Origin of the sequence: Flexilinea flocculi (assembly GCF_001192795.1) — a bacterium.
GTDB classification, from domain to species: Bacteria; Chloroflexota; Anaerolineae; order Anaerolineales; family Anaerolineaceae; genus Flexilinea; species Flexilinea flocculi.
Genome location: NZ_DF968180.1, coordinates 608,583 through 626,340 on the forward strand (window position 1 = coordinate 608,583; position 17,758 = coordinate 626,340).

Here is a 17,758-nt window from a genome sequence, read left to right on the forward strand (position 1 = left end):
AAAAATCAGCAATTCGAAATACGGGAACTCTATTATGGTGATGTTTTTGCGCTTAGTGCGAAAATATCACCATAACAAGTTTTATCTTTTTTTGAATTGCACGTCTATTTTTCGAACCGCTGATGTTGAACCATTTTATTTGTAAAAAATTCCTTTTTAGTATGGTGTGGTTACTCTCCGCAACCGGCTTTTCGCAGGACTTCCGAAAATTCAGGTCGGGTACGGTCAATTCCCAATAATTGAAGCTGTGAGCAGAAAAAAGCAGCCTTTTGTGGATCGCCGTTAACTTTTTCTGCAATTTGGTTGGCCTGGTCCCACTTTTCGTTCAGAACAAATGCTTTCGCAAACGGAATCCAGTCGACCGGATCCTTTGCCTCAAGCCCGTTTTCGAGTGCCTGCACAGCAGCATTCAATGCTTTGGAAAGATCCCCCCGTTGCAGTTCCAGACTGGCCTTTTGAAAATAGTAACAAAATCCATGCGCCGGTTCTTTTCCGATGGCGTCCGGCGGATTTGCCGTTGTGTTGGAGTCCGTCAGTATCATATCCGGATTGGAAATGCCGGCGACCTTAAAAATACTCTCCGGGAGCCCCGGATAATCACGATTGTCTTTGGTGATGACCCAAAGGCAGGCGTCTTTTCTGTAAAAAATTGCCAGTACCTGATCCGTTGTGGATTGGAAGGTATGACTACGATAGGCATGGCTGATTTCCTGACCGGGCTGAAGATTGCTGAAATAGGTATTAGCGCGCATCTGCAGGTCAAAATATTTGTACTGATATCTGCTGCCTGTCAGGGATGGCGCATATTGCCAGTTGATGATCGGCGTCAGATCGCTGTCGCTGTAACGATCCAGCGGAATCTGATCGGAAACGAGAATTGTACCGGATTCTAACCCGGGGGCACGCCAGGCTAACTGCCAAAAATAGTCATTCATCTTCATGGCTTCCGTTTTGTAGACGAGTGCATTGGAAAAGTGTGATCCTGCAGCCAGCGATGTCAACAAGGCGGTGATGAAAATTTGTGGGGCTGACTTAAAAAGCAATGCGATTAAAGATGCTGCAGTCAACGCTACTCCCGCGATGAATGAAAGCGTGGAGCGATCCCAGGGAAAAGCATTTTCCACATGAATCCATGTTGTCCAGAACGGAATACCGGCTGCGAGTAAAACTGCCAATCCGGTCAGGAGCTGTTGATATTCGACATTCGCCAAGACATTCTTTGTATATGATATCTCTCCGGTCTTTTCCGGTATTCGGCTAAGAACAAACCAGCAGAGGATGAAAACCAGCAGTATCAAACACAAGAAAAACAACCGTTCGTTTTTTTCCTCCGGAAAATTGATTGTTTTACGCCAGGCATTAAAGGAAACCGTCCATAAATCCTGCAGGATCTTTTTTGCGAGTTCAAGCAATGCGCCTGTTCGGTTTTCTGAGAATTTGACGAAAAATGTCGGCTGATAAGTTTGGAAAGAGAAGATGAAAACTCTCCAAACCAAAAAAATCAGTGAAGAAGCCAGATATGGCAGCCAGTGTTTCAGACAAAGCCAGAAACGGGATTTTTTGCCGGACAGCGTAGGTCGAAGGCAATTGAGGATGAAAAACCCAAGCAGAAATGGGCGGATGGCTTCCAATCCGACAAAATATTCACATGAAAACATGGCAGCTGTTCCGGAAAGGAATCCAACAACCATCCAGAAGATTCTTTTTGTTTTTGAATCAGAATCTTTTTCAAGCGAGAGATGCCGAATCATGCACCATATTGAGAACAGGCACAGATCGAGCGAGGCAAAATGCAAAATAAATTGAACAGCAATCGGTTGCTGTTGAAAGCCAGGATAGACTGCAAACAAAAGGACAGCCCAGGAATTCATCCGTTTTGCGGAAGGCCAGACACGTGTTAAAATCTTCCAAAATAAAAATACGGACAACCAGCGTTCCAGCAGCAGTAAAATATGGTACGGCAGAACCGCTTCTCCGAATACGGCGGTTGTCAGCATGTAAATCCAGGCGGAATATGGTCTATCCCAGGCGACAAATGCCGGAAAAGAAGCGGGTCCCATCAGATGATGGTTATAAATATAGATCCAATCGTCTCCATAGAAGCTGAACCAGCGGAAAAAAACCGGTATTCCATATGTCAAGAGAACAATCAGGGATGCCAGTACCAGAACGCTGTTTTTCTTCAGGAAGAGAAAGGACTTTTTTTGCACAATCTATTTACCGATGGACCGGATCACTTCGAATTTCATGAAACCCGGAATAAAATAACTCTGAGAGTAATCGATCATTCTTCCTGTTTTGTCAAACAGGAGTGCATCCAGTTTTAAAAGGACATCTCCACGTTGGATCTGCATTTTTTTTGCTATATCAGAGGGAGCCGGACTGGCGATCACTTCAGTTTTTGAATGGGAAAGCTCAGGCTTTCCGCGTTTGATGATCAAGTCAAGCACGGATCCTGTGAATCCGTCCGAAAGATCTTTTTCCTCAAGAATACCAGGAATTAATGTGTCTACCAGGAAAGCAGCAGGTCTTTCCGCTACCCAGATCACACGTGAAATACGAATAGCTTCTTCGTTCTCATTAATGCCCAGTTTTTTTGCTAATTCAACGTCTGATTTTATTTTATTGATATCTAAATAACCCATTTTGACGTCTAACCCGATACGGCGTGCCTGCGTTTCGATGCTCTCCAGCACTTCCAAACCGGTTTCGATGTTTTGCTGATGATCCAATACAAAAGTGCCGACACCCTGACGTCTGCGAATTAATCCCTGCCCTTCAAAACTGCGCATTGCTTCACGCAGTGTAGCCCGTGAAACCCCCAGGCTGGAGGCTAATTCCGGTTCTGATTGCAGTCGTTCTCCTGCCGGAGTTTCCTCGATAATTCTTGCCAGTTCCTGCTGCAATTTTTGAAAAAGGCTGAGGTTGTCAAAGTTCGGTTGTTGATGATTCATGCGATTTCTCCAAAAGCGAAAAACGTTTATTGCACTAATCGTGCAGCTGCTTTATTATGTTGGTTTACAAGATCCGGAATGTTGGCTGTACGTAGTTCTCCACGAAAAACGACAGGCTTTCCCTGAACAAAATTGTAATCCACCCAGCCGGGATTACAAAAGATTAATGCGGATAATGGATCCTGAAAACTGCCGGTATATTGCAGTTTGTTCATGTCGATCGCGATAAAATCTGCGCATTTTCCTGATTCTAATGCTCCGATATCCTTCCGCCCGAGGACGGCTGCTCCTCCTCGTGTGGCAATTTCGAGCACCTCTCTCGCTGTGATCAATTTTGGCGATTTTTCACCGCTTAGGGAAGCTCCCTGTAAACCGGCACGAAGTCTTGCCATTAGAAGCGCCTGTCGTACTTCGCCAAGCATATGAGAGCTATCATTGCTGGCAGAACCATCAACGCCTAATCCGACATGGATACCTTCTTGTAGATACTCAACCAGCGGAGCAAAGCCCGATCCAAGCCGCATATTGGAGGATGGACAATGCGCGACACCGCAGCCGAAGTGCTGAAATTTACGGATATCTTCATGCCTGACATGCACGGAGTGGGCAAACCAGACATCCGGACCCAACCAATCTACCGATTCCATATAATCCACCGGTTTGTAGCCAAATTTTCTCAGGCAGAACTCTTCTTCATCTTCCGTTTCAGCCAGGTGGGTATGAAGGTGAACGCCATAGTGACGCGCCAGTTTGGCACTGTCTCTCATTAATTCGGTTGAAACACTGAAGGGCGAACAAGGAGCCAGGACAATTTGCAGCATTGAACCTGCTTTTGGATCGTGATATTTTTCTATGACTCGAATACAATCTGAAAGGATATTCTCTTCGCTGTCAACAACGCTGTCCGGCGGAAGTCCGCCTTTACTTTCTCCCAGGCTCATGGATCCACGTGAAGCATGAAACCGCAGGCCGATCTGACGAGCTCCTTCAATCTCATCATCCAAGCGGGATCCGTTTGGAAAAAGGTAAAGATGATCGGAGGCGGTTGTGCATCCGGATAATGCCAGTTCTGCCATGGCAGTCTGCGTTGATATGAAAACATCTTCCGGAGTCATGCGTCCCCAAATGGGATAAAGCGTTTTTAACCAGTTGAACAAATTGGAATTTTGTGCTCCAGGAACTGCGCGGGTCAGAGTTTGATAGAAGTGATGATGCGTGTTGATCAGCCCTGGAAGGACAACATGACCGGAAAGATCCAAAACTTCATCAGCCGTTTCCGGAAGATCTTTTGTGAAACCAGTTCTTTCTATGAAGCCGTCCCGAATCAACATGGCTCCATCACTGTATTCATGCCGTTCTTCATCCATAGTGGCAAGCAAAAGTGCGTTTTTTATCAGCAATGTGGTCATTTTTTTTACCGTGCTCCTTCCGGATTAATTTCTATAAAACCGATTTTGCCAAATAAGATACATCTTCTTTAGTTTATACTCCAAATTTACTTGTCTGACAATAGGACAAAGGTCATCAGCAATTCGAAATTCGAATCAGTCTTTCGAATCAATCGAGACAATTTGTCGGTGTATTGTTTCTATACAAAGCCAGCTATTCGAAATATAACCTTGCTTTTTGAATAAGGAAAGAAAACTGATTGTTTTGTCGTTTTTCATGGCGCGTAAAGATGACAAAACAATCAATAATTCTTTCGTTATTTCAAATTATCGGAAAACTGCCATCAGGATGCGGCAATCGCAGATATGTAAAGCTATAACGATTCTATTCGATAAACTGGACGAAGCCAATCAGAAAGATTGTAAGCTCGGATTTATATTTTTTAGTCGAATCGCAATGCTGCGTTATAGGTGTTCTGCATGAGCATCGCAATCGTCATTGGCCCAACACCGCCAGGTACCGGAGTGATAGCTTTTGCAATCGGTAAAATTGATTCAAAATCAGTGTCGCCGGTCAGATGATAACCTCGCGGATCTGAGTTGTCCGGAACATGGTTGATACCGACATCGATGACTATAGCGCCTGGTTTAATCCAACTGCCTTTTACCATATTTTGTTGACCGACAGCTACAATTACGATATCCGCGCGCCTGCAAATCTTTGGTAAATCCACGGTTTTGCTGTGGCAAATGGTGACGGTGGCATTATTTCGGCAGAGAAGCTGAGCGGTCGGCATACCAACAATGGCGGAACGTCCGATTACGACGGCTTCCAATCCGGTGATGTCTGGTTCAATGGAATGGATGAGATAAAGAATACCGGCTGGCGTACATGGGATAAACCAGGGTGTACTCTCTTTTCTGGAAAGGAGGCCTGCATTGACCGGGTGAATTCCATCAACATCTTTTCTGGGATCAATCAGGGAGAGCAGATGATACGGTTCCAAGTGTTCCGGTAATGGGAGTTGGATTAGGATTCCGTGCACATCCGGATTCGAATTTAATTGTCCGATGAGATTTTCCAAGACCTCTTGTGTCGTATCTTCCGGCAGCAAGTGCGAAAAGGAGCGAATTCCCAGTTTTTCACAGGTCTTCGTTTTGTTTCTTACATGGATGTGAGAAGGTGGATCGTTTCCGACTAATACGGTTGCCAGTCCGGGCGGGGGAAAACCTGCTGCTGTTCTCTGGAGGACTGCTGCCGCGACCTCGTCTTTGACTGTGTTAGCAATTCGTTTTCCGTCGATTATTTCTGCTGTCATAAATTCGTTCACCCATTGCGGTTGGATTTTCCTGATTTCCATTTATCAAAGATTTTTTCCTCTTGGGAGATGAAAACAAGGAATTCTGTTACTACACAGCGATTCGAAGTTTGAGGAAACCATTTTAAAAAAGAGAAAAATTGTTTTTAAGCGTAGAGCGCAAATACATCATAAAAACAATGAATCCTTTCCCTATTTCGAATCGCTCGTAAACTCATTTTTCGTTTATTGATCAAAGATTAGTTTTTGCCAGACCTGCCAATTTTCTACCTGCGTCGGTTGGATGGTGGGTGTTGCAGTTGGTTCGATGGCAGTTTCGCTGACAGGCAGGGGGATGAGAACATGGTCCCCTTCTTTCATCATCATACCCTGCTGCCTTGCCCATTCCTCAACTGCTGTATCCGAATTGGCATAATCCACTTTTTCCGAGACGATTTCCAGTGTTGCTTTTAAATTACTGACATCGGATTCCAGTGTCATTTTTTGATCTGTGAGAAATTGCAATGTGCTGAGACGCGTGTTTAGATCGATCAGTAATGCAACGACAAGCAGAATAATAGCAATAATCCAAATTTGTTTTTTTGTGATCCATCGAACCTTCATGTGTTAAGTGTACCAATAATTCGTGATGATACCAGCAGAAAATCGAGCATCAACCCAACAATTTGCTTTGCCGAGTTCTTTCATAAAAAAAGACCTTTCAATGGAAAGGTCTTTGTGCCGGAGGAGGGATTTGAACCCTCATGAGAGTACACTCACTACGCCCTGAACGTAGCGCGTCTGCCAATTCCGCCACTTCGGCAAAAATACTCATCTGTATTTTACGCGAATGGTGCTATTTGTCAAGTAACTAACAATAATTTCGAAATTACAGCCTGATGAGCCAAGAGAGGATATTTGTTATTCATCTGGTTTGAGCTGAGCATAAAAAAAGCGTAACTACAAGATTTTCCCCTTTTAAATCGAATAGCAATTGATAATTTACTGAATATGTATGATACATCTGTCTGATAAACAAGTATAATATTAATTGTTTTATCCTATATATTCGTAATATATATTTTACGTATCTCCATGCGAATGGTTAAGTAACAGCAATTCGATATTTAGACCGGATTATTGAATTAAGAGACACACTGATTCTCGTATTGTTTTTTGGCGAAACACAAAACCACACGATATCTGTTTTCCCTCTTTTCTCATAAGATTCTTTAAATTTTGAATTGCTGATGATAAATAGCAATATGGAAAAGTGAGTCGATTATACAAAGAAAATTTGTTGTTGTGATATTTTTGCGTTTCATGTAAAAACATCACAACAACAATTCGTTTTTTCCAACCTTCGAATCAGAGGGTTATTAAAAAAACCTTTTTCAAGAATTTGATAATCGTGTATACTTACCAATTAGCAATATCGGAATTTTTTTCATAAAGGATGAAGAAACAGAATATGGAAAAGGGAGAGTCTTCAGTTCGGGAATTTGTTAATGCTGATACCACTTTTCCTGCGGCTATCCATGCGTGGGAAATTCATCTTGCAGATGAAGACAGAACTGGCAATACCATCAAAGCCTTCATCAATGATATCCAATTATTGGCGTCTTTTTTCCCGCCTGATCGTTCCATCGGATCAATAAAGACGCGTGATATTAATGCTTTTCTCAATTGGATGGAGAACGAACGGAAAGTACCCTGCAGTCCAAAAACATATTCTCGTCGAATCACATCGATTAAATCATTCTTTAAGTGGCTGAAAACATATGGCATTCTCTCGGAGGATCCTGCGGAGACTGTTATTCAAAAATCTGTGATCAGTCCGCTACCAGAAATTCTGACTTCTGTGGAAGTTCCATTGGTTTTAGAAACGGCGGATCATTTTCGTTATCTGAAAAAGCCGGATGCCAGACCTATGGCGTTATTGTATTTATTAATTTCGACGGGCATCAAAAAAAGCGAAACGCTCGGTATTTCTCCCAATCATTTTGATTTCGATATTCCTGACAATCCGGTTCTGTATATTCGATATGACACCCCCGGCAACCGTTACAAAGAAAGAAAAATCGATCTTCCGATTAACTGGATTAACATTTATAACGAATATGTTAATCAGGCACATCCAACGAAACGACTTTTTGATTTTTCAGCCCGTAGGCTCGAATACATATTGGAAGATATCGGAACTGCTGCCGGATTAAAAAAGCATCTCTCCTTTAATATGTGCCGGTGGACTTGCATGGTCCATGATTATTATACGAATACCGATCCGGAAGCTATTCGCATGAAGATGGGTGTTTCAAAAATTCAGTGGAGAGAAATTTTTATGAAGCTGGAAAAATTACGAGATCAGTACGCCTGAAATCGGATAGAGCCAGTTTTTCATGAGAATCTGATTTTTTTTCAAATCACATCATCGAAATTTACGAATTGGTATGTATTTTACCGGCTTCAGCCGGCTTTTTTTTTATTGGTGTGCTGCCGATTTTACTCATATTCCCATTTCAAGCAGATACAATGCGCGCTGTCTGGCGACAGACGGCAATTCTCTGCTGATTGATATCCAGGAATCCAGATGATACTGTTTTGATCAGAAACCAGCGGGTAAAGGCTGCGATAATCTCTGGGGATTTTTTGATTGATAAAAAAATCCGAAAGCTTTTGTGAATGTCCTTTTGAGCCGAGCGGAGAAAAGACTTCGCCGGTCTTTCCATTTCGAACGTGTAACGGCCATGCAATTTTGTCAGAATCCAGATATACAATTCTGTGATTGTGTTTCATTTCCCTGATCATTTGATCGAATTCCTGCGGATCGATATCCACGGAACGGCAGGTGATTCTTCCTCCTTCTACCGGTACTTCTCCAGGAAGACTTAACAAAACCGCTGAAGTGTTAAATGTTTGCGGCAACTTGCGGATGTTAGGACGTTGACCTTGCTCGTAAAGCATGAAAAAACCGTTTTCGACTGCCATCCACAGGTGATTGACCAACGGCTGCACATCATTTTCTGCTGCAATTTCTAAAAAATTCAAGACGCGGGCAGATGTGTCAAAACTGAAATCACGCGAGTCCGGTTGCAGCATAAAAAAAGCTTTTCGCACGAATCTGGCCTGAATTCCTTTCAGCTGTTTTATGAAAAGGCTACGGTCAAACACAACCTGCCGCTTTTCGGGATTCGCATAGATTACGCAGGTTTCCCATGCCTCGCTGACTGCATGATGGATTATTTTTTGATCCTCCTGGATTGTCTGCGACAGATTTTGGATATGCTGTCTGATTTGCGGATTGTAGTTCTGCTCCAGTTCAGGAATGAGCTGAAGTCGTAATCGGTTGCGAAAAAAGGTTGTATCGAAATTTGATTGGTCCTGAACCGGATGAATCTGATTCTCTTTGCACCAGTCATCGATTTCCTGGCGACGCACATTGAGTATCGGACGAATCAGCGGTATTTTCTTGTCAGGATCCCATTGATGAATGTATGAAACCGGATTCATACCTGCCAATCCATCAAGTCCACTCCCGCGCAAGAAATGCATCAAGATAGTCTCGGTCTGATCATCTGCGTGGTGTGCCGTGGCAACTGCAGCAGCGTTCCATTTTTTTGCAGCTCGGAATAAAAATTGATAACGGGCGATTCGGGCTGCTTCTTCCAGGGAAATTTTATGAAGTTTTGACAAAGCGGAAACATCCGATGTGTCGGTGACGCAGCGTATCCCCAATTTTTCACATGTATTCTGAACGAAAACCACTTCGGCATCCGCTTCACGCCGCAACTGGTGGTTAAAAACAGCAGCAATGACCGGTTGACCAATTTTTTTCAGATGGTACAGGAGATAGAGACTGTCAGCGCCGCCGGAAATACCAGCAACAACCATATCGTCCGGCTTCAGACGGCACTGGTTTCTAAGATAATTGATGGAAAACATAATCCTAAAGGGCGCTGTGAAAAAAACTTTTCAGAGATGAGCATGCCCTTTTCACAGCAAATCAGCAAAGAGAGACATTGGTCCACTAATCAATCCGGTCAAGGATGGGCCGGTATGTGCGCCCAGGGCTGGAGCGACAGGAACGGTTTCCTCAAAAAAACAATCCAGCCGTTCAGACATTTTTTGTTTTAAAAACTCAATTCCATCCGGGCATAAACCCTGAACAATCTGTGTTCTCAATTTTTGACTTCCGTATTTTTCGGTATTCAGTTCAACAATTTGCGCGATTGCCCGTTTAAACGTCACTGTTTGTGCAGCTGTGGCATATTTCCCGCTAGCTATGTCAACAGTAATAACGGGTTTGATATTCAAAACCGATGCCATGAGACCTTTTAAGTGGCTTACACGTCCTCCATGAATCAGATATCGCATTTCTTTTAACGTGAACATTCCGGTAACCTGATCACGGATTAAAGTGAGTCTTTCGAGGATTCTTTCAAGTGACCACCCTTTTTTGGCGGCAATTGCGGCTGCCTGTACCTGCCATCCCTGCGCTGCTGAAAGTGTCTTTGTATCCCAGAAGGTTACATCTGCTTCCGGGACCATGGCTGCACCCACTTTCGCAGAATTTAACGTTCCGCTTAATCCGGATGAAATATGGACGGATAGGATCTTTTCTCCTTTTTTTGCCAGATTCTGATAAATCTTGGCAAAATCCCCCGCAGAAGCCTGAGATGTCATAGGGTAATCTTCTGTTTCGCTTAAAAGTTTATAAAATTCTTCACCGGACAACTCGTTTTCGCCTTCGTAAGTTTTTCCGCTGAGAGTAATTCGTAATGGGGCGTAATGTATTGCCAGCCCTTTCCGTTGTGATTCTGATAAATCTGCTCCGCTGTCTGTAACAATCTGCATAATTTCCCTTTATGTCGGAATCTTACTGATGCATTTAACGAGATCTGATTTTTAAAAAAGTAAGATAGGAAAACTTCTCTCTTCAATACTTTATTTCAAAAATCATAAAATCCAGTCTACAATGTATCCAAAGTCACCGATTCAAATAGTCTTTGGCGCCAGCGTTTCGAAATTCGGAAAGAATTCAATGTCGTTGCCGGTTAATATTTATGATCCGCAAAAACACACCTGCAACAAATTTTCTCTCTTTTCGAAAAAGTCTTTTCCAAATTATGAATTACTGGTTTAGCGCTTTCTCTTAAAAGAATCAAAAAAGATTCTTTTTTTATTATATTGTACCTTTTCTTCCGAATTGTCGTTCCAAAAGATGAATACTTAAATGAATCATCGTAGGGCGACCATGCGGACAGGTTCTTGGTGATTGACAATTCTCTAAATCCCGGATTAATCCTCGCTGTTCCTCTTCCGATAAAGGTTGTCCGGCTTTAACAGCCATACTTTTACAAATCCGGCCGGCAATCCTTTTTTCAATTTCAGATTGGAGCGGCGTTTCATCTTCTTCAAAATCCTCAACGATGGAACGCACAGCGGCTGCCGGATTTCCTTTTGTAAAAATTTCCGGAATTGACAGGATTCGATACGTTGCCGGACCGAATAATTCAATCCGAAATCCGAGCCTGGTCAATATATCCATGTTTTCTTCCAGCAGCGAAGTCTGCCAGGCGGATACCTGAACAATGGCGGGTTCCAGCAACGATTGAGAAGCAATTCGGGAATCAACCTGCCCCATTAACTTTTCAAATAAAATACGTTCATGTGCCGCATGTTGATCAATCAGATAAAGTCCGTCTGGTCCTTCTGCAATGACATAGGTTCCTCCGATTTGACCGATCCAACGCAGAATTGGAAATCCCGGGTTAATCGGGGCAGTTTGAAAATTCGACTGCGGTTGCAAGATAGCGGATGAGCTGCCCGCAGGTATAGAATTGTTGGGTGGGATTTGATTTTGAGGTAACTCAGTTCTCCAAAATGCAACAGGTATACCTTCTGCCGGATTATCCACCACAGTCGTAAGTTCGTTGTCGTTTGATTGCGGATTTGCAGGAGCATGCCATCCAGGCCATTGTGCATTAGAATGAATTTCAGGAACGGGAGACTGAAAGATCAGGCTGCGTCGAACAGCGCGATGCACGATTCCGAATACTTTGTCCGGAGACCGAAATCGGACTTCGGCTTTGGAGGGGTGAACATTCACATCTACTTCTTCCGGATCCATGGAGATGAATAATGCCGCGATGGGATATCGGCCAACCATGATCAGCGACTGATATGCCCGAATGATGGCGGAATTAAGCTGGACATCCTGAATCCAGCGGCCGTTAACAAAAAAATTCATTTCTCTGCGATTGGAACGAGTCAGAGCAACCGGGCTGATAAATCCAAAAACCGAGATTCCTTCTTCTTTCAGATCGATTTCTATCAGTTTCTTTGCTATGTCAACACCATAGATAGCTGTCAGAACTTCGCGGTAATCAGCATTTCCGGTTGTCCGGATACCCGGTTTACCATCATGTGTGCTTTGCCAGCGGATATTTGGATAAGCGAGCGCATATCTGGAGATCAGAATTTCAATCTGGTTCCGTTCCGTAACGTCACTTTTGAGAAATTTCAATCTGGCAGGAACATTGTAAAATAAATCAGTAACTTGAACGATTGTGCCCTGTTTCGTTCCGGTTTGATGGATACCGGTGATTTTTCCACCATCCACCGTAATGGAATAACCGTTATTGCCTTCTGCAGTACAGGTGGTTATCCGCATGCGTGAGACTGAACCGGCAGCAGCCAGCGCTTCACCACGAAATCCCAATGTATGAATATGAAATAAATCTTCTGCGTTTGTCAGTTTACTGGTTGCGTGCCGCATAACGGCTTTTTCAAGTTCATCCGATTGGATACCGCAGCCATTGTCGATAATCTCAATGATCCGTTTTCCTGCTTCTTCTGTTCGAATCATTATGGCTGATGCACCTGCATCAATCGCATTTTCGATCAGTTCCTTGACCACAGAGGCAGGTCGTTCGATGACTTCTCCTGCGGCTATCTGCGAAACTACCTCATCTGCAAGTATTCGAATGGCCATCAGCCTCTCCTCTGATAATTCGAAATATGCTCATCATTACAAGGGCTTTTCCTAATTTCGAATTAATACTTTTGATAAGATTATAATCGTTGCACATCTATTTCAAAAAACGGCGATTCGAAAAACGGGTATTTTTTATTATTGTATCGTTTTTGCGCATCACGCAAAAACGATACAATAATAAAAAATAAACGATGGATTGAAAGATTGGACTTCCTATCCGAACGATAGAAATATCATCACCTGTTTGACAGAATTCACAACCGGATGAAATTTTGTCATTTTTTTTATCTGTTGCGCGAAAACTTATCATCCTCCTTAATTTTTGATGATATTCTTCCTATATCGCCAGCAGATTATTCGTAGTACTAATTAAATATCGAATGACATGAACGGATTCCGGATCCTCCCGTGTTTTTGAACAGTTCATAATTATTTTCTTTCAGACTGTCATCCGGAAAATCGTTCTGTTAAATTTTCCCAGTTTTATTGATTTATGAAAAGAGGAAATTAATATGCTGTCTAAAGAAGAATTTATGAAGCAATTGTCGCAGTATAAGAATTCAGAGGAAAGAATGGATTTCCTGGTCAGTGAAGGTTATCAACCAGATCAGAGTGAATCATTATCGGATGAAATCCTTGAAAAAATCGCCGGCGGCAGGAATGACATTCGTAATCCGAATCCTTTGGATCCTTGCTGGTTTTGTCTTACTTATCATTTGCCATGCGGGGGTGAAGCCTGCCCTGATTATTAATCGGTTGATTCCAGCAATTCGAAATATCAATAAATTTTTTTCCAAAATTCGAATCACTGAATTACTGGATTGGGGAGAAGAACGGATTCTCCTTGTTATGAAATATTGAATGAAAAAAGTGTCTTCCTTCATCTGAAGAAGACACTTTTTTTAACTGCATCATAAACAACAGCCTAAGCTGCTGTGATCATCGTTCCTGTTTCTCCCCTCAACGCACGTCCAATATTTTCTGGATTGGTAATCAGGGCTTGTTTACCGCCGGCTTCCAAGAACCAGATACAAGCTTGAATTTTGGGCGCCATTGAGCCGCTTTTGAAATGTTTGCCTTCTTTCAGATAGGCTTTTGCCTCGTCCAATGTCATCTTGTCAAGCCATTTTTGTTCCGGCGTTCCATAATTGATCGCTACCTTCTCAACTGCGGTGGAAATCAGCAGTAAATCCGCATTGATTTTTCGTGCCAGCAGACTGTTGCCAAAATCTTTGTCAATCACAGCTGAAACACCTTCCAGACTTCCATCCTCGTTTTTAATCACTGGAATACCACCGCCGCCGATTGAAATGGTAACAATTCCTGCCTGAATTAAGGCTTTAATGGCATCGAGCTCCACAATTTCCATCGGAAGCGGGGATGCGACAACACGTCTCCATCCGCGGCCGGCATCTTCGACTACCGTCCAGCCGTCTGATTCCGCTTTGATATTGGCTTCCTCTTCCGTCATAAATCCGCCAATTGGTTTGGTCGGATGTTGAAATGCCGGGTCATTCTTGTCAACAATAGTTTGTTCCAAAACGCAGGCAACGGGCTTATTAATGCCACGTGTTTTCAGTTCATTTTGTAGATTCTGAACCAGCATATATCCGATTTGCCCCTGGCTTTGTGCTCCGCATACATCCAGCGGTGCCATGGAGAGTCCTGCCTGTTTTTCAGCAATTTCTGCTTTTTGCAGGATGAATCCTACCTGTGGCCCATTCCCATGTCCGATTACAACTTCCCAACCGGCTTCAATCATATCCACGATGTGCTTAGCAGTCTCTTTCGCAGCCAGATATTGATCCTGACAGGACTGATGGGCATTATCCTTGATTAATGAATTTCCGCCAATAGCGACAACAGCAACCTTTTTTTCCATTGAAATCCCTTTTTCGTTTTCGAATAATATTTTTTAAGCTTCTTATGACCGAAGCTACATTGTCTGACAAATATTATACACTGATTCAATATTGTCAAATTGCAAAAATTCAAAAATAGAAAAGATTACTTACTGTCGAAGTTTATTACAAAAAACCAAAAAATGAAAAATTGTAAATTCTTCTACGATTCGAAAGACAGAATAATATGATGAATTTCTGTGAGGGGAAATGGAACACTATGGTGTATCAGTAATTCGTAAGCAGTTACTGGATGACTCCGAAAATCAGAAGATAACAGCTGATCATGATACAAAAACCGATGGTTGTAAAAAGGATGATCAAACGGGATTCGTTCCCGCAGCTATGGTATTTCTGGCTGACGATGAAATGATTTACAGCGGTTGGAAGCATGGAACAGATCACGGCAGCGGATAACCACCAGGCATCCAGACGGAAAAGGTATTTACCGATCAGGAAAGCGATCAATGGCTGAACAATCACTTTAAAAAAGGATGCGATGAGCGCCATTTTCATTTCATGTTTTGAAATCATACTGCCTGCAGGCAGGTTACTGGTGAAACCAAGGACAAAGAGTCCGGTTGTTGCTGCCGGTTTCCCCATTAACTCAAAAGTCGAGATTAAAAATTGCGGGTAATGTATTTTTAATACCAATGAAAGGATTGCCAGAAAACTTGCGATCAAAATGGGATTTTTTACTACCAAGAGTATCGTCCCAAATCGATCTCTTTTTGGCTTCGGTTCACAGAATTGATCCATCAAGAAAATGGAAAGCGGGAAAAAAAAGGAAGCCTGAAGGAATAATGCAATTAAAGGCGGGATGACCGAAGAGAGGATCAATGAAGTGACTGGAACACCCATGTAGACGATATTTGCGTAAAAACCACCCATCGTCAGCATGACCAATTCCTGACCACGGATGTGAAACAGGCGGTTGTATAAAAGATATTGCAGTGTGATAACGATCAGCATACCGGAAAGGAAGGTGAATAAAAATCGATAATTCAATAAATCTTCCAGTTTTGACTGATAAATATTGGAAAAAGTCAGGCTTGGCAGACAAAAGAAAAAAAGGAAACGAGTGAGTATGTCACTGGTTTCAACTTTTAAAATCTTAAATTTCCCTGCTGCATATCCGATCAGGATTATGGACAATATGGGAATTATGAGGTTGAGTATGTTTTGCATGGGATTTTCAGGATCATTTCTGAATCAATCGGGTTGGCGATGAACTTTTCTTCCGTCTATCTGTATTTTGATGTACCTTGTTTCTTAGCATCAGAACAAGAATACTTGATGAATAATGCAGCGGAATTATACCAGAACGGCTGCACCGCCAATATTGGATCGGATGATTTCTTTAACTCCCGGGATTTTGTCCAACCTTTGCTGTAAGGCAGCTGAAACAGAAGCAGGGCAGATTATATGAACGTTGGGACCTGCATCCAGCGTGGCAAAACAGGGAAATCCGTCTTTTCGCCAATCCATGATGGTTTTGATAATATCGAGCGATAAAGGTTCCCAGTAAAAAAGTGGTGGATTTTGCGTCATCATAACCGCATGCATCATCGTACTGTCTTTTTCGCTGACTTCTGCCAGCCGGTTGAAGTCGCGTTGCAGAATGGCATTCCGACATTCAAGAAGCCGTTCTGGTGCAGATTCGACTCTCATTTGCTGATAAGGACTGGTGACTGCCATACGATGACCTGCGGTCGAGCCGACTTTTTTGTGGCTTTCTGATACGACGACAATTAAATCAATCAAATCCCAGTAATCCTCAGCTGCGATGGAAATGGAGAGTGAGCTTTGGTCGTCATCTCCCGCCAGCCATTCAGAATAGCCTCCAGGAACAGAACGGCAAGCGGAACCGGATCCTCTACGTGCTAATCGGGAACACTCCGCCTCTGAAAGTTCCATACCGGCTGCAGCGCTGCCGGCAAGCGCCAGCGCTGCAAATGCAGATGCTGATGATGCAATCCCTGCTCCGATCGGAAAATTGTTGACGCTTTCTACAGAAGCAAAGCGCGGTTCTGCTGACATGGAGCGGATAATGTCGAGAAATTTCGCGACACGCGTCAATGCTTCTCCATTAATTTCCTTATCATTGATTTTCAGCGTATCACAGTGCAGCTCATCCCGAAAACTCACGACCGTTTTCGTATATAGAGTCCCTAGATTCATCGAGATGGATCCATTCATAGGGAGCCTCAGCAAATCGTCTTTATTGCCCCAATACTTAATGAATGCGATGTTCGGATGAGCGATAGCGGCTGCTGTTCGGACTGCCATGGATACCTCATTTTGTTGATTTTCTTTTAGTTTACCATGAACCTGAGCTGAGTGTTCTTTGACAGCAATCAGCATTTTGAAAGTTGGAAACACCATTTGCACAAAAATATCACAACAACAAATAATTCTTCCCAAATTATGAACCGCAGGAAAGCTTAAAAACTTCTTGACAAAAACTATTAACTTGTTTAGTATATATAAGATTGTAAAACTATTAACCAGGTTATTAGATAAATATGTCTGTCAGATATGCAATTCTTGGACTTTTGGCACAGCATCCTAGTCACGGTTATGAGCTGCATGCTGCCATCTTGGCATTGGCTGGCGGTGGGCAAGATTGGGATTTAAAGCCTGCTCAGGTCTATACGACGCTGAACCGATTGGAAAAAAATGGTTTCGTCCAAAAAACGGAAGTACAACAGGACGGCGGCCCCGAACGGCAGATTTATGCAATTACGGCAAATGGAAAAGAGGAATTGGCTGAATGGTTTACAAATCCGACGGTAGGGGATCATCAACGGGACGATTTTTTCTTGAAATTGATGACAGCGTTGATTTCCACAGATATTAATCCATCGTGGATCATTCAAAAACAAAGAATGCATCTGCTTCAGGAATTGCATCGGGCAACCGCACAGCGTGATCAGTACAACCCGAAGAGCGAAATGGCACAGATTCTCTTTCAGGATAAGATGATCATGCATTTGGAAGCTGACATCCGATGGCTTGAGATGATTGAAGTTCGATTGGAGGAAATAAAAAAGCAGCCATTTCCCGAACCGGATGTTCGGCCAAGAGGAAGACCCAAAAAAAATACCGATTAATTTATGCAAAAGAATGATTCGAAATATGGACGCGTTGCTTATTCCTGATAAAAAAACATCGCCAAGTTCAAAAAACGCATTGAAATTATGGATTACTGAATACGAAG

General features: G+C 42.8%; 14 protein-coding genes and 1 tRNA gene. 3 read left to right on the forward strand and 12 right to left on the reverse strand.

The window, feature by feature from the left end; translation table 11 throughout:
- Positions 1–170 precede the first annotated feature (170 nt).
- The 6 genes from ATC1_RS04750 to ATC1_RS04775 form a co-directional block, all read right to left on the reverse strand.
- Complete coding sequence (locus ATC1_RS04750; protein WP_062278855.1) at positions 171–2,210, reverse strand: hypothetical protein; 2,040 nt, start codon at positions 2,208–2,210, stop codon at positions 171–173.
- Positions 2,211–2,213: 3 nt separating this feature from the next.
- On the reverse strand, positions 2,214–2,954 hold the full coding sequence (locus ATC1_RS04755; protein WP_062278856.1) for a GntR family transcriptional regulator: 741 nt from the start codon (positions 2,952–2,954) through the stop codon (positions 2,214–2,216).
- Between the two features lie 26 nt (positions 2,955–2,980).
- Positions 2,981–4,363: an 8-oxoguanine deaminase gene (locus ATC1_RS04760; RefSeq protein ID WP_062278858.1), complete on the reverse strand. Its 1,383-nt coding sequence runs from the start codon at positions 4,361–4,363 to the stop codon at positions 2,981–2,983.
- Between the two features lie 422 nt (positions 4,364–4,785).
- A complete protein-coding gene (locus ATC1_RS04765; protein ID WP_236688112.1) occupies positions 4,786–5,703 on the reverse strand; it encodes a bifunctional 5,10-methylenetetrahydrofolate dehydrogenase/5,10-methenyltetrahydrofolate cyclohydrolase in 918 nt (305 codons plus the stop codon).
- A 183-nt stretch (positions 5,704–5,886) separates the two neighbouring features.
- Positions 5,887–6,264 carry a hypothetical protein gene (locus tag ATC1_RS04770; RefSeq protein ID WP_062278860.1) on the reverse strand — a complete coding sequence of 126 codons (378 nt, stop codon included), beginning with the start codon at positions 6,262–6,264 and terminating at the stop codon, positions 5,887–5,889.
- 115 nt (positions 6,265–6,379) lie between these two features.
- A tRNA-Leu gene (locus ATC1_RS04775) sits at positions 6,380–6,463 on the reverse strand.
- 633 nt (positions 6,464–7,096) lie between these two features.
- Here ATC1_RS04775 and ATC1_RS04780 point away from each other — a divergent pair.
- Entirely contained in the window at positions 7,097–8,017 is a 921-nt protein-coding gene (locus ATC1_RS04780) for a tyrosine-type recombinase/integrase (RefSeq protein ID WP_082174664.1), read from the forward strand.
- Between the two features lie 125 nt (positions 8,018–8,142).
- Here ATC1_RS04780 and tilS read toward each other — a convergent pair whose 3' ends face one another.
- The 3 genes from tilS to mutL all read right to left on the reverse strand — a co-directional run bounded on the left by tilS (position 8,143) and on the right by mutL (position 12,634).
- A complete protein-coding gene (gene tilS, locus ATC1_RS04785) occupies positions 8,143–9,582 on the reverse strand; it encodes a tRNA lysidine(34) synthetase TilS (protein ID WP_082174665.1) in 1,440 nt (479 codons plus the stop codon).
- Positions 9,583–9,633: 51 nt separating this feature from the next.
- Positions 9,634–10,494: a DegV family protein gene (locus ATC1_RS04790; protein WP_062278866.1), complete on the reverse strand. Its 861-nt coding sequence runs from the start codon at positions 10,492–10,494 to the stop codon at positions 9,634–9,636.
- Positions 10,495–10,822: 328 nt separating this feature from the next.
- Positions 10,823–12,634 carry a DNA mismatch repair endonuclease MutL gene (gene mutL, locus ATC1_RS04795; RefSeq protein ID WP_062278867.1) on the reverse strand — a complete coding sequence of 604 codons (1,812 nt, stop codon included), beginning with the start codon at positions 12,632–12,634 and terminating at the stop codon, positions 10,823–10,825.
- A 515-nt stretch (positions 12,635–13,149) separates the two neighbouring features.
- Here mutL and ATC1_RS04805 point away from each other — a divergent pair.
- Positions 13,150–13,389 carry a hypothetical protein gene (locus ATC1_RS04805; protein ID WP_062278870.1) on the forward strand — a complete coding sequence of 80 codons (240 nt, stop codon included), beginning with the start codon at positions 13,150–13,152 and terminating at the stop codon, positions 13,387–13,389.
- A 173-nt stretch (positions 13,390–13,562) separates the two neighbouring features.
- Here the strand turns inward: ATC1_RS04805 and arcC are convergent, their stop codons facing one another.
- The 3 genes from arcC to mvaD form a co-directional block, all read right to left on the reverse strand.
- Complete coding sequence (gene arcC / locus ATC1_RS04810; protein ID WP_062278872.1) at positions 13,563–14,519, reverse strand: carbamate kinase; 957 nt, start codon at positions 14,517–14,519, stop codon at positions 13,563–13,565.
- Positions 14,520–14,784: 265 nt separating this feature from the next.
- Positions 14,785–15,726, reverse strand: coding sequence for an AEC family transporter (locus tag ATC1_RS04815; RefSeq protein ID WP_062278873.1), 942 nt, complete (start codon positions 15,724–15,726; stop codon positions 14,785–14,787).
- A 126-nt stretch (positions 15,727–15,852) separates the two neighbouring features.
- A complete protein-coding gene (mvaD, locus tag ATC1_RS04820; RefSeq protein WP_172667717.1) occupies positions 15,853–16,827 on the reverse strand; it encodes a diphosphomevalonate decarboxylase in 975 nt (324 codons plus the stop codon).
- 236 nt (positions 16,828–17,063) lie between these two features.
- Here mvaD and ATC1_RS04825 point away from each other — a divergent pair, with 236 nt between their 5' ends.
- Positions 17,064–17,651 (forward strand): PadR family transcriptional regulator, encoded by a 588-nt coding sequence (locus tag ATC1_RS04825; RefSeq protein ID WP_062278877.1) that lies wholly within the window; start codon positions 17,064–17,066, stop codon positions 17,649–17,651.
- Positions 17,652–17,758: the final 107 nt, after the last annotated feature.